3 protein-coding genes are annotated in these 14,383 nt (G+C 74.9%); all 3 read left to right on the top strand.

The genetic code is table 11. The features are described 5' to 3' along the window. Nucleotides 1–250: 250 nt before the first annotated feature. Genes AC0IY1_RS12385 through AC0IY1_RS12375 form a run of 3 tightly spaced genes read left to right on the top strand, consistent with a single transcriptional unit; the run spans nucleotide 251 to nucleotide 14,342 of the window. The gene (locus AC0IY1_RS12385; RefSeq protein ID WP_055955600.1) at nucleotides 251–475 is read left to right on the top strand and encodes an MbtH family protein; all 225 of its coding nucleotides are present in this window, start codon (nucleotides 251–253) and stop codon (nucleotides 473–475) included. A 43-nt stretch (nucleotides 476–518) separates the two neighbouring features. After that, a complete protein-coding gene (locus AC0IY1_RS12380) occupies nucleotides 519–10,220 on the top strand; it encodes an amino acid adenylation domain-containing protein (RefSeq protein ID WP_471769878.1) in 9,702 nt (3,233 codons plus the stop codon). Further along, a complete protein-coding gene (locus AC0IY1_RS12375; protein WP_471769876.1) occupies nucleotides 10,221–14,342 on the top strand; it encodes an amino acid adenylation domain-containing protein in 4,122 nt (1,373 codons plus the stop codon). Nucleotides 14,343–14,383 lie beyond the last annotated feature (41 nt).

The following is a 14,383-nucleotide window of genomic DNA, read 5'->3' as shown; positions in this document are numbered from 1 at the left end:
TCGCCTTCGCTGGCAGGTCTGCACGGCTGACAGGTCTGCACGCCGGCAGGTTCTCCGCTGTCAGGTTCTCCGCTGTCAGGCGCGGACCGCCCCCGGTCGCGCCGGGGACGCAGCACCTGTTGCCCACAAGGACGCCGGGGCGCCGCCGCGATTTAGGCCCGGCCCGAACTTTTTTCGCGGCGTCGGACTAAATTCGCGGCGGCCCTCACCGTCCTGCCTAGCGAGACCGCAGCGTTCCGGGAGCAGGCCCATGGCGATCGACGACAGCGAAGCGACGTTCCTCGTCGTCCTCAACCACGAGGCGCAATACTCCATCTGGCCGTCCTTCCGGCCGGTGCCGCAGGGCTGGGCCGCCACCGGATATTCAGGGACCCGGGCCGACTGCCTCGCCCATATCGACACGGTCTGGACCGACATGCGCCCGGCCTCGCTGCGGCGCGCCCTCGACGGGGACGCGCCGGCGCCCCGGACCTGAGCCCGCCGCCGCTCCCCAGCCTCGCATGTCGTCAGGAGATCCGATGACCGTCGTCGTCCCGCGCGCTCCGATCACGGTGGCCCCCGCCCGCGATTTCGTCCGCCACCTGCGCGGGCTGGCCGAGGCCCATGGCCCGGTCGCGGCCCTGCATTTCCTCGACGATCCGGCCTCCGGCGAGATCACGGTGAGCTACGCGGACCTCGACCGGCGCGTCCGGGCCGTCGCTGCCCGGCTCCAGGGCCATGCGCTGCCGGGCGACCGGGTCGCCGTGATGCTGGAGACGGGCCTCGACTACGTGGCGGCCTTCTTCGGCTGCCTCTATGCCGGCCTGATCGCGGTGCCGGCCTTCCCGCCCGAGGCACTCCGGGCGCAGCATCAGGCCCGGCTGTCGGCGATCCTGACGGATTCCGAGCCGGCGGCGATCCTCGTGCACCGCGAGGCCGCCGACATCGTCCGGGCCATGCCGGGGGCCGCCGCGGCGGTGGTCCTCAGCGTCGAGGACATCGCGACGGCGGAGGCCGCGGACTGGCGAGGCCAATTGCCGGAGCCGGACGGGATCGCCTTCCTACAATACACCTCGGGCTCCACGGCCTCGCCCAAGGGCGTCGTGGTCAGCCACGCCAACCTGATGGCGAACGAGCGCGCGATCCGCGATGGCCTCGGCTTCCGCGCGGACGACGTGATGGTGAGCTGGCTGCCGCTCTACCACGACATGGGCCTGATCGGTGGGCTGCTGCAGCCGATCCATGCCGGCATCCCGGCTGTGCTGATGTCGCCCAAGCACTTCCTGGGACGTCCCGCCCGCTGGCCGGAGGCGATCCACCGCCATCGCGGCACGGTGAGCGGCGGCCCCGACTTCGCCTTCCGGCTCTGCCATGACCGCATCGACGACGACGCCCTGGCGCGCCTCGACCTATCCTCCTGGCAGGTGGCCTTCTCGGGCTCCGAGATGGTGCGCGCCGCGACCATGGCGGATTTCGCCGCGCGCTTCGCCCCTGCCGGCTTTGACCCGCGCGCGCTCATGCCCTGCTACGGCCTCGCCGAGGCGACCCTGTTCGTTTCGGCGGGCAGGCGCGGCGCCGGCCTGCGCAGCCTCGACCTCGACCCCGGGAGCCTAGCCCGGGGCGAGGCACGGGAGACGGCGAGCGAGGAGGCGAGCCGCCTCGTCGAGTGCGGCATGTCGCAGGAGGACCACCCGGTCAGGATCGCCGACCCGGCCGGGGTCTTCCTGCCGGAGGGCGTCGTCGGCGAGGTCCGCGTCTCCGGCCCCAGCCTCGCCCAGGGCTATTGGCGCAACCCGGCGGCGAGCGCCGAGACCTTCCCGGAGGTCGAGGGCCGGCGCTGGCTGCGTACCGGCGACCTCGGCTTCCTGACGGCGGGGCGGCTCGTCTTGGTGGGACGGGCCAAGGACCTCATCATCCTGCGCGGGCAGAACGTCTATCCGCAGGACGTCGAGCGGGTGGTCGAGGCGGAGGTCGACATCCTGCGCCAGGGCCGGATCGCCGCCTTCGGCCTGGAACGCGAGGGCCGCGAGGGCATCGGCGTCGCCGTGGAAGTCTCGCGCAGCGTCCAGAAGCTGGTGCGGCCCGAGGCTCTGGCGGCTCTGGTCTCGGAAGCCGTGGCCGACGCTTTCCTGGAGACCGCCGGCGTCGTCGTGCTCCTCAATCCGGGCGGCCTGCCGCGCACCTCAAGCGGCAAGATCCAGCGCGGGGCGACCCGAGAGGGCTGGCTGGCGGGCAGCCTCGATGCCTACGCGGTGATCGAGGATGGCCGGCTGGCCGCGGCGCGAACGCAGCAATCCGCGGCTCTCACGCCCACCGAGGCACTGGTGGCCGGGCTGTTCGCCCGGATCCTCGGGCGGACGGAGCAGGATCGCGACAGCCACTTCTTCGCCCAAGGGGGCGACTCCCTCAGCGCGATCCGCATCCTGACCGAGATCCACGCCGCGACCGGCCTGTCCCTGCCCGCCGCGACCCTGTTCGCCCATCCGCGCCTCGGCGCCCTCGCGCAGGCCCTGGACCGCCTGCGCGAGACCGGCGCCGCCCAGGCCGCGATCCCGCGCGCGGATCGGTCGGGCGCGCTACCGCTCTCGCCCGGCCAGGACCGCCTATGGTTCGAGGCCGCCTACGGCGACGGCCCCGGCCACCACATCGCCGGCGGACTGCGCCTCGACGGCCCCATGGACCGTGCGGCCCTCGAAACCACCCTGTCCGCGCTGACGGCGCGCCACGAGGCCTTCCGCACGCGGCTGCGCCAGCGCCCGGACGGGCGGGCGGATGCCGTGATCGATCCCGTGGCCGCATCGCCCGGCCTGCCCGAAACGGACCTGTCTGGGCTCGACGAGCGGGCGCGCGAAGAAGCCCTGGAGGCGCTCATGCATGCAGAGGCGGAGGCTCCCTTCACCCTCGATGGCGGCGCCCTCTCCCGGTTCCGGCTGGTGCGCTGCGCCCCCGAGGCGCACGTGCTTCTCGTCACGATGCACCACATCGTCGCCGACGGCTGGTCGATGCGGGTGATCCTGCGCGAATGGCCGGCCCTCTACGCGGCGGCCCGCGCGGGCCGGGCGGATCCCCTCGAGCCCCTGCCGATCCAGCCCGTCGACGTCGCGGCTTGGCAGCGCGACCCGGCCCGGGAAGCGGCCCGCGCCGAGGACCTCGCCTGGTGGCGCGCGCGCCTGGATGGCCCGGAGCCGGATCTCGCTTTGAGCGACCGCGCCCGCCCAACCGAGACGGCGTCCCCCGGCCGGCTCGCTTTCCAGATCGATCCGGCCCTCGGCCGCGGCGTGGCGGATTTCGCGCGCGCCACCGGCACCTCGCCCTTCGCCGTGCTGACCGCCGCCTTCGCGCTGGTCCTGGGCCGCTTCGCGGGGACGCGCGCCCTGCGCCTCGCCGTGCCGGTGGCCGGGCGCCAGCGCCCGGAGACGGAGGGCCTCGTCGGCCTCTTCGTGAACACCCTGGTCATCCCGGTCGCGATCGAGCCCACCGGCGACGGGCGCGACCTTGTCGCTCGGGTCTGGTCCGTGCTGGCGGAGGCGCAGGCCCATGCCGAGCTGCCGTTCGAGCGCCTGGTGGAGGCGCTGCAGCCGCAGCGCGTACCCGGCCGCGCCCCCCTGGCGCAGGTCATGATCAGCCAGCAGCCGGCCGGGCTCGGCACCCTCGGGGAGGCGGGCGGCCTCAGCCTCACGGCTTTCGGGCGGGATACAGGCACTCCGGCCTTTGACCTCGTTCTGGAAGTTGCGGAGAACGCGGAGGCGCCCGCCTGCACCTTCGCCTATCGCACCGCGCTGTTCGACGCCCCAGCGGTCACGAGAATCCGCGACGGTTTCCTTCGTCTTCTGGTTGCGCTGGTGGCGGAGCCGTCGCGGCGGGTGGACCTCCTGCCCCTCGTCCCGGAACGGACCCGCCTGGCCCTGTCGGCCCCCTATCCCGGACCGCTCCCCCTGGCCGAGGACCTCCTGCCCGGCCTGATCGCGCGCGCCGCCGCCGCACGCCCCGACGCGCCCGCCGTAATCGGCGGCGAGACCACCACCTTCGCCGCCCTCGACGCCAGCGCCAACCGCCTCGCCCACGCCCTCGTCCGGCACGGCGTCCGGGCCGAGACCCGCGTCGCCGTCGCCCTGCCGCGCTCCGCCCGCCAGATCGCCGCCTTCCTCGCAATCCTGCGCGCGGGCGGCGCCTTCCTGCCCCTCGATCCCGGCCTGCCCCCCGCCCGGATCGCCGCCCTCCTGGCCGATGCCGAACCGCGCCTCGTCCTCGGCGACGCCGACACCCTCGCCCGCCTCGCCACCGTCCCCGGCCTGCCCGGGACCCTCGACCATGACGCCCTCGACCTCGCGGCCGAGCCCGCCACCGCCCCCGCCGTCACGCTGCACCCGGACCAGCTCGCCTACGTCATCCACACCTCCGGCTCCACCGGACGGCCCAAGGGCGTGGCCGTCGCCCACGGACCCCTGGCCGCCCATATCCGCGCCACCGGCGCCCTCTACCAGACCGGACCCGAGACCCGCGAACTCCACGTCCTCTCCATGAGCTTCGACGGCGCCCACGAGCGCTGGATGGTGCCCCTGGCCTTCGGCGGCTGCGTCGTGCTCAAGCCCGACGGCCTCTGGACCCCGCGCGAGGCCCTCGACGCCATGGAGCGACACCGCGTCAGCCATGCGGGCTTTCCCACCGCCTACATGCACGCCCTGGCGCTCGAGGCCGCCGCCGGCCCCGCCCCCAGCCCGCGCTCCTACGCCTTCGGCGGCGAGGCCCTCTCGCGCGAGAGCTTCGGGCTGATCGCGCGGGCCTTGCGCCCGCGCTTCCTCATCAACGGCTACGGGCCCACCGAGACGGTGATCTCGCCCCTGGCCTGGAAGACCGGCCCGGAGGCCACGGTGGAGGACGCCTACGCGCCGATCGGCCGGGCGGTGGGTCCGCGCCGCGCCCTGATCCTCGACGCGGCCCTGGAGCCGGTGCCGGTGGGGGTGACGGGCGAGCTCTACCTCGGCGGCGCCTGCCTGGCGCGGGGCTATCTCGGCCAGCCGGGTCAGACGGCGGCCCGCTTCCTGCCCGACCCCTACGGGGCGCCCGGGGCCCGGCTCTACCGCACGGGGGACCTCGCCCGCTGGCGGGCGGACGGGACGGTGGCGTATCTCGGGCGGGCGGACGCGCAGGTGAAGCTGCGCGGCTTCCGGATCGAGCTGGGCGAGGTCGAGGCGGCCCTGCTCGCCCAGGAGACGGTGGCGGGGGCGGCCGCCGCCCTGCGGGACGGGCCGGCGGGTCCGCGCCTGGTGGGCTACGTGGTGGCGGCGCCCGGCGCCGCGCCGGCGGAGGCGGGCTTGCGCGCGGCCCTGGCGCGGCGTCTGCCGGACTACCTGGTGCCGGGCCGGATCGTGGTTCTGGCGGCCCTGCCGCTGACGCCGGGGGGCAAGCTCGACCGGGCGGCCCTGCCGGCGCCCGCCGACCTCCCGGTCGAAGCGGCCCCGGCCCGCCCGCTCACCGAGACCGAAGCTGTGGTCGCGCGCATCTGGGCCGAGGCCCTCGGCCTCACAACCATCCACCCCGATCAAAACTTCTTCGAGGCCGGCGGCGACTCGATCCTCAGCCTCCAGATCGTGGCGCGCCTGCGCGCGGCGGGCTTTGCCGCGCAGCCCCGGCAGATCTTCGCGCATCAGACCGTGGCGGCCCTGGCTCGCGTGCTCCGGACGCGCGGCACCGAGGCGGCCGCGCCCGCCCTGCCGGAAGGCCCGGCTCCGCTCACGCCGATCCAGGCGTGGTTCCTGCGCCAGGACATGCCACGCCCGGACCACTGGAACCAGTCGCTGCGCCTGACCCTCGGGGCGGATGTCGACGGCGACCGCCTCGCCGACGCGCTGCGCCGTCTTCCGGCCCGCCACGAGGCCCTGCGCACGGCCTTCCGGCGCGACCACGAGGGGGCCTGGACCCAGGCGCCCGTCCCGGCCGAGCAGCTGCCCGACCCGGTCGCCCAGGTTGCGGTCGCATACGAGGCCGAGACGGAAGCCTGCTTCCGCGCCGCCGAGCGGAGCCTCGACCTCGCGTGCGGCCGGGTCTTCGCGGCAATCCTCGCCGTGGCCGACGACGGCCCGGCCCGCCTCCTGCTGACCGCCCACCACCTGGTCGTCGACGCCGTCTCCTGGCGCATACTCCTCACCGACCTCGAAGCGCTGTACCGCGACGATGCCGCGCTCTCCGCCCCGGCCGTCCCGTTCCGCGCCGTCGCGCACCATGTGGGCACGCAGCCGCCGCGAGACCCTGCGCCCTGGATCGCCGCCCTTGGCGCCCCCTCCCGTGCCCTGCCGGTCGACCATCCGGACGGCACCCGCCGGCAGCGCGACGCCCGCGAGATCCGGATCGCCTTCGATGCCGGCACCACCGCCGGCCTCGACAGGGCAGGGGGGGCGACGCGCCCGCGCCTGCACGAGCGGGTGCTCACCGGCATCGCCCGTGCCGTCGCCGCCTGGGCTGGCGGAGACACCCTGCACGTCACCGTGGAACGGCACGGCCGCGATGCGGCCCTGGCGGTGGAGCGCACCGTGGGCTGGTTCACCACGCTGGTTCCGGTGCGCCTCGCCCTCACGGGGGACCGCGATCGCGACGTTCGGACGGTCAAGGAGGCCCTGCGCTGCCTGCCCGGCGCGGCGGACGAATTCGGCCGCCTGCGCGAACTGGGTCCCACCGAGATCCGCGACCGCCTCGCCGCCCTGCCGGTTCCGGCCCTGACCTTCAACCATCTCGGCACCCTCGACGGTCTCGCCCCGGGCGGCCTGTTCGCCCTGGACGCCGAGGACATGCACCTCTCGGCCGACCCGGATTCACCGCTCGGCGCCGAGCTCACCATCGACAGCTACGTGCGCGGCGGCAGCCTCACCCTGCGCCTCGCCTATGCGAAGACGCGCTTCACGGAGCGCACCATTGGGACCCTGTCGGAGCGCATCCGGGACGAACTCGCGGCGCTGGCATCCGCACCGGAGGCGCATGGCCTGACCCCGTCCGCCGTGCCCCTCGCCGGCCTCGACCAGGACGGGCTCGATCGCCTCGGCCTCGACGACCGCAGCGTCCGCGACCTCTACCCGCTCGCCCCCGCCCAGGCCGGCATCCTGTTCCACGCCCTCGCCGCGCCCGGAACGGGCCTCTACGTGAACCAGCTCGCCGTCACCATCGGGGGCCTCGACGCCCCGCGCTTCGTGGCGGCGTGGCGGGCGGCGCTCGCCCGGCACCCGGTCCTGCGCAGCGGCTTTCTCTGGACCGAGGCGATGGGCGCGCCGCTCCAGGCGGTCCACGCGACGGCGGAGCTTCCCGTCGCGTGGCGCGACCTGCGCACGGACGCGGCGCCGGATCTCGGCGCCCTGGCGGAAGCCGAGCGGGCGCAGGGCTTCGACCTCGCGCGTCCTCCGCTGATGCGGCTCCTCCTGGCAGCCCTTCCGGACGGGTCCCACCGCCTGATCTGGACCTGCCACCACCTCCTCCTCGACGGCTGGAGCAATGCCCGCCTCGTCTCCGAGGTGCTGCGGACCTATGCGGGCGAGGCCTTGGAGCCGCCGCACCGCCTGTTCCGGGAGCACGTCGCCGCCCTGGCACGGGGCGATTCCGTAGGCGACGCGGCCTATTGGCGGGATGCCCTGGCGCCCCTCGACGAACCGAGCCTCCTCGCGCCCGCCCTCTCGGGCGAGACGGGGTGGACCGGCCACGGAACTGTCGACACCCCGCTGGATCGGGCGCTGATCGCGCGCCTCAAGGCCGTGGCGCGCGCCGAGCGCGTCACCCTCGCAACTCTGTTCGAGGCCGCCTGGGCCCTGACGCTGGCGCGCTTCACCAACCGGTCCCGGGTGGCCTTCGGCGTCACGGTCTCGGGCCGGCCCGCCGATGACGGCGGGATGCATGCGGTGCTCGGCCTGTTCATCAACACGGTGCCGCGCTGCATCCACCTCCCGGCCGAGAGGCCGGTCGGCACGTGGCTGCGGGAGCTGCAGGACGCGGCCGCGACCCTGCGCGACCATGCCCTGGCGCCGCTGGTGGCGATCCAGGGCTGGGCGGGGTCGCCGGGCCGGCCGCTCTTCGACAGCCTTCTCGTGGTCGAGAACTACCCCATCGATGCCGTGGTCCGCGACCGCGACGCGGGCGGCCTGCGCTTCGGGCCGGTGACGACCCTGGAGGCGACGGACGCGCCCCTCACGCTCTCGGTCCTCCTCGATGCGGCGCCGCGCCTGACCTGGAGCCACGACCGCGCCCGGATCGGCACCGCCGACATCGACCGGCTGGCGGCGCAGATGCTGGGCACCCTCGCGGCCCTGGCGGAGAACGCGCAGGCGCCCCTTGGGAGCCTGGACCTCGTTCCGGAGGGCGAGCGCCGCGCGGGGTGGGCCGGTGTCCGCCTGCCGGCCCCGGCCGGGCCAGCACCGGCTGAGCCGGCGATCCACCGGCGCATCGCCGCGCAGGCGCAGCGTCGCCCCCAGGCGATCGCCGTGACCTGCGCGGACGCGGACCTCAGCTACGGCGCGCTCGACGCCCGCGCCGCGCGGCTGGCCCGTCACCTCGTGCGCGCCGGTGTCCGACCGGGCGCCCTGGTGGGCCTCTGCGCCGAGCGCTCCCTCGATCTCGTGGTCGGCCTGCTGGCGATCCTGAAGAGCGGCGCCGGTTACCTGCCCCTCGATCCCGGCTACCCGGCCGACCGGCTCGCCTTCCTGCTGGCCGATTCGGGCGCCGCACATGTCCTGGTCCAGGGCGACGCCCTCGGGCCGGACGTCGCGGGGCCCACGCCGGCGCCCCGCCTCATCCGCCTCGACGGCCCGCTTCCGGACGAGACCGACGCCGTGACCCTGCCGGGGCCGCCCCATCCCGACCAGCCGGCCTACGTGATCTACACCTCGGGCTCCACGGGACAGCCCAAGGGCGTCGTGATCACCCACGCCAACGTCGCCCGGCTCCTGGAGACCACGCAGGGCCAGTTCGGCTTCGGCGAGGCCGATGTATGGACGCTGTTCCACGCCTACGGATTCGACTTCTCGGTCTGGGAGATCTTCGGCGCCCTCTGCCATGGCGGGCGCCTCGTCGTGGTGCCCCGTTCGGTCGCGCGGGCGGCGGACGCCTTCCTCGATCTCCTCGTGCACGAGAGCGTCACGGTCCTGAACCAGACCCCCTCCGCCTTCCGGCCGCTGATGCAGGCGGTTCTGGCCCGCACGCCGTCCCCGCCTCTCGCCCTGCGCACGATCGTGTTCGGCGGCGAGGCCCTGGATGTCGCCGGCCTCGCGCCCTGGTTCGAGCGCTTTGGCGACGCGGCCCCCCGGCTCGTCAACATGTACGGCATCACCGAGACCACGGTGCACGTCACCTCGCGGGCGTTGCGGGCCGGCGACGCCGCATCGCCGGACAGCCCGATCGGCGAGGCCCTGCCGGACCTGACTCTCCACCTCCTCGACGACGCCCTGGATCCGGTGCCGGACGGCGTGCCGGGGGAGATCCACGTGGGCGGCGCCGGCCTCGCCAGCGGTTACCTCGGCCGGCCCGGCCTCACCGCCGCGCGCTTCGTGCCCGATCCCTACGGCCCACCGGGGGCACGGCTCTACCGCAGCGGCGACCGCGCCCTGCGCCGGCCCGACGGCAGCCTCGCCTATCTCGGCCGGTGCGACGGGCAGGTGAAGCTGCGCGGCTACCGCATCGAGACCGGCGAGGTCGCGGCGGCTCTCCGGGCCGAGCCGGAGGTCGCGGATGCGACCGTGATCCTGCGCGACGGCCCCGGCGGGCCGCGCCTCTTCGCCTACGTGGTCCCGGCGGATCCGGCGGCCGGGGACCTGGACGAGCCCGGCCTGCGCGCCCGCCTGCTGCGGCGGCTGCCCGAGCACATGGTGCCGGCCGTCATCGTTGCCCTGGCGGCCCTGCCGCTGACCCCCAATGGCAAGCTCGACACCCGAACCCTGCCCGAACAGACGCGCGCCAATCCGGTCTCGGAACCGCCGGAGGGCGAGACGGAGCGGGCGATCGCGACGATCTGGTGCGAGGTGCTGGACGTCAGCGCGGTGACCCGCGACGACAACTTCTTCGCCCTCGGGGGGCATTCCCTGAGCGCCGCGCAGGTGGCGATGCGGATCGGCCAGCGCCTCGGTACCCCGGTTCCGATCCGCACCGTATTCGAGGCCCAGCCCCTGTGCGGCCTAGCCCGGGCGGTGGAGGCGAAGCGCGCCGACGGGGCGGGCGACCCTGGCGATCTCTCCGCCATGGACGATCTCCTCGCCGATCTGGAGGCCTGAGTGAACGCCCACGCCGCCGACCTCAGCCGCCGCTTCGGCCGCCTCCCCGCCGAGAAGCGCCGGCTCTTCCTCGAGGCCCTGGCCGCCCGCGGCATCGATTTCGGGCGCCTGCCCATCGTGCCGGGCGAAGCGGCAGATCCGGCGGTTGGCCAGCCCTCCGGTCTCCCCGTGTCCTGCGCCCGGCTCTCCTATGCACAGGAGCGCCTCTGGATGATCGGCCGAATGGGCGGCGACGCGGCCCTCCTGCACATCGCCGGTGGCCTCCGGCTCGACGGTCCCCTGGACCGGGCGGCCCTTGCAGCTGCGCTCGCGGCCCTCGCGGCGCGGCATCCGAGCCTGCGGACCGGCTTCCGCCCGGGATCGGAGGACCGGGTCGAGGCGGTGACCCACGGGGCCGTCGGCGACACCCTGCTGCGCGACGCGGATGTCTCGGATCTCGCCCCGCCGGCGCAGCGGGAACGCCTCGACGCCCTCTCGCGGGCCGAGGCGCGGGGGGCCTTCGACCTCGCCGTCCCGCCGCTGCTGCGGACGCTGCTGGTGCGCTGCGGACCGGACCGACACGTCCTGCTCCTGACCCTGCACCACCTCGTCGCCGACGGCCGCTCGGTCGAGATCCTCCTGATCGAGTTGATGCGGCTCTACGCGTCCGGGCGCGCGGCCGACCTGCCGCCCCTGCCCATCGCCTATGCGGATTATGCCCGTTGGCAGCGCGACTGGCTGGAAGCGGGCGAGCTCGACCGGCAGCTCGGGCGCTGGCGCGACCTTCTCGGCACCGGCGACCCGGTGCTGCCGCTGCCCCTCGACAGGGCCCGGCCCGCGGTCCAGAGCTTTCGCGGTGCGGCCGTCGCCTTCGCGGTGGAGGCGGGTGTCGCGGAGGGGCTGCGCGGGCTCGCGCGGGTGGCCGGCGCGACCCCCGCCATGGTGCTCCTCGCGATCTTCGCACTGCTCCTGCGCCGGATCACCGGCGAGACGTCCCTGCGCATCGGCGTGCCAATCGCCAATCGCGGGCGGCCGGAGACCGAGCGCGTGGTCGGCCTGTTCGTGAACACCCTGGCGCTGCGCCTGGACGTCGACCCGGCCGCAAGCGTGGAGCGCTTCGTTGTGGGGGTGCGTGAGGCCATGCTGGAGGCGCAGGGACATGCGGACCTGCCCTTCGAGCGGCTGGTGGATGCCCTGCAGACCCGGCGCAGCGTCAGTCACACCCCCCTCGTCCAGGTGATGCACAACCACCGCGTCGCCGGCCCGGACCGGTTCACGGTCGGCGACCTCACCGTGGCGCCGTTCGGCCGCGAAACTGGCAGCATCCAGTTCGACCTGGTGCTGGAGACGGTCGGGTCCGCGGACGGGACCCTGAGCGGGACCTTCGGCTATGCCCGCGACCTGTTCCACCAAGAGACCGTGGAGCGGATGCGCGACGGCTTCCTGCGTCTCCTGTCCGCTGCGGTGGCGGAGCCGTCGCGGCGGGTGGACCTCCTGCCCCTCGTCCCGGAACGGACCCGCCTGGCCCTGTCGGCCCCCTATCCCGGACCGCTCCCCCTGGCCGAGGACCTCCTGCCCGGCCTGATCGCGCGCGCCGCCGCCGCACGCCCCGACGCGCCCGCCGTAATCGGCGGCGAGACCACCACCTTCGCCGCCCTCGACGCCAGCGCCAACCGCCTCGCCCACGCCCTCGTCCGGCACGGCGTCCGGGCCGAGACCCGCGTCGCCGTCGCCCTGCCGCGCTCCGCCCGCCAGATCGCCGCCTTCCTCGCAATCCTGCGCGCGGGCGGCGCCTTCCTGCCCCTCGATCCCGGCCTGCCCCCCGCCCGGATCGCCGCCCTCCTGGCCGATGCCGAACCGCGCCTCGTCCTCGGCGACGCCGACACCCTCGCCCGCCTCGCCACCGTCCCCGGCCTGCCCGGGACCCTCGACCATGACGCCCTCGACCTCGCGGCCGAGCCCGCCACCGCCCCCGCCGTCACGCTGCACCCGGACCAGCTCGCCTACGTCATCCACACCTCCGGCTCCACCGGACGGCCCAAGGGCGTGGCCGTCGCCCACGGACCCCTGGCCGCCCATATCCGCGCCACCGGCGCCCTCTACCAGACCGGACCCGAGACCCGCGAACTCCACGTCCTCTCCATGAGCTTCGACGGCGCCCACGAGCGCTGGATGGTGCCCCTGGCCTTCGGCGGCTGCGTCGTGCTCAAGCCCGACGGCCTCTGGACCCCGCGCGAGGCCCTCGACGCCATGGAGCGACACCGCGTCAGCCATGCGGGCTTTCCCACCGCCTACATGCACGCCCTGGCGCTCGAGGCCGCCGCCGGCCCCGCCCCCAGCCCGCGCTCCTACGCCTTCGGCGGCGAGGCCCTCTCGCGCGAGAGCTTCGGGCTGATCGCGCGGGCCTTGCGCCCGCGCTTCCTCATCAACGGCTACGGGCCCACCGAGACGGTGATCTCGCCCCTGGCCTGGAAGACCGGCCCGGAGGCCACGGTGGAGGACGCCTACGCGCCGATCGGCCGGGCGGTGGGTCCGCGCCGCGCCCTGATCCTCGACGCGGCCCTGGAGCCGGTGCCGGTGGGGGTGACGGGCGAGCTCTACCTCGGCGGCGCCTGCCTGGCGCGGGGCTATCTCGGCCAGCCGGGTCAGACGGCGGCCCGCTTCCTGCCCGACCCCTACGGGGCGCCCGGGGCCCGGCTCTACCGCACGGGGGACCTCGCCCGCTGGCGGGCGGACGGGACGGTGGCGTATCTCGGGCGGGCGGACGCGCAGGTGAAGCTGCGCGGCTTCCGGATCGAGCTGGGCGAGGTCGAGGCGGCCCTGCTCGCCCAGGAGACGGTGGCGGGGGCGGCCGCCGCCCTGCGGGACGGGCCGGCGGGTCCGCGCCTGGTGGGCTACGTGGTGGCGGCGCCCGGCGCCGCGCCGGCGGAGGCGGGCTTGCGCGCGGCCCTGGCGCGGCGTCTGCCGGACTACCTGGTGCCGGGCCGGATCGTGGTTCTGGCGGCCCTGCCGCTGACGCCGGGGGGCAAGCTCGACCGGGCGGCCCTGCCGGACCCGGCCGATCAGCTGCCCGAGGACGCGCCGGCACGGCCCTTGAGCGAGACGGAGGCCGTGGTGGCCGGTATCTGGGCCGAGGCCCTCGGCCTGCCCGCCCTTCACCCCGATCAGAACGTCTTCGAGGCCGGCGCCCATTCGCTGACGGCCCTGCGGGTCCTGACCGCGCTGGGAACGGCCTTCCCCGGACGCGGCCCGACCATCGCCGACCTGTTCAACAACCAGACCGTGGCGACCCTGGCGGCGGCGCTGACCGCCGACGCGGTGGGCCATGCCGAGGTGGTGCAACTGGCGCGGGGCGGGACCCGCCCGATGCTGTACTGCTTCCCCGGCCTGATGGTGAACACCCGTGAATATGCGCCCCTGGTCCGCCGGCTCGGGCCGGACCAGCCGGTGACCGGCTTCGTCTGCTACTCCCTGAGCGAGGCCCGCAAGAATGTCGTCTCGGTGGAGGACATCGCCGCCCGCTACGCCGAGACCATCCGAGCCGAATGCGCCGGTCGGCCCTGCACGCTGCTCGGCTGGTCCTGGGGCGGCGTGCTCGCCTACGAGGCCGCGCGGATGCTGGGCTCGGACGTGGACCTGACCTTCGTCGGCATGCTCGATGTCTGCGACATCGACGTGAACTTCGCGGTCGGTGCCCTGCCGCTCCTGGACCCCCGGGAGCGTCGCGCCCGGGAGGCGCAGGTCGCCAGCTGGCTCGAACGCGCGCCCATGCGCGCCGACTGGGAGGACCTGTTCCGGCGCATGGACGAGAGCCTGACGGCGCAGTTCCTCGCCTACGTCGCCGCCACCGGACCGCTCCCCGCCGACGGACCGGGCCTCGGCAGCAAGGAATTCGAGCTCTGGACCTTCGTGGACAACACGCTGCTTTACCGGGGATACCGGGCCGCGGCCTTCGACGCCCCGATCCGGGTCTGGCTCGCCGGAGAGTCGCTCGCGCGCGGCCTCAACCACGTGGACTGGACCCGCTATTCCCGAAACGTGCTCAGCCGAGACGTCATCCCGGGGGTGACCCATCGGGAGATCGTCGATTCCCCCGCCTTCCACGACAGCTTCGCCGCCCGCCTGAATCCAAGCCCCGCCTGAATCCAAGCCCCGCTTGAATCCAAGCCCCGCCTGAGGGGGCG

It is taken from the genome of Methylobacterium sp. AC690 (assembly GCF_979256535.1).
This window is presented reverse-complemented; position numbering and strand designations above follow the sequence as displayed.

Bases quoted from the DNA above. Each gene is read 5' to 3' on its own strand.
- AC0IY1_RS12385 (WP_055955600.1), top strand. From the start codon at position 251: ATGGCGATCGACGACAGCGAAGCGACGTTCCTCGTCGTCCTCAACCAC.
- AC0IY1_RS12380 (WP_471769878.1), top strand. From the start codon at position 519: ATGACCGTCGTCGTCCCGCGCGCTCCGATCACGGTGGCCCCCGCCCGC.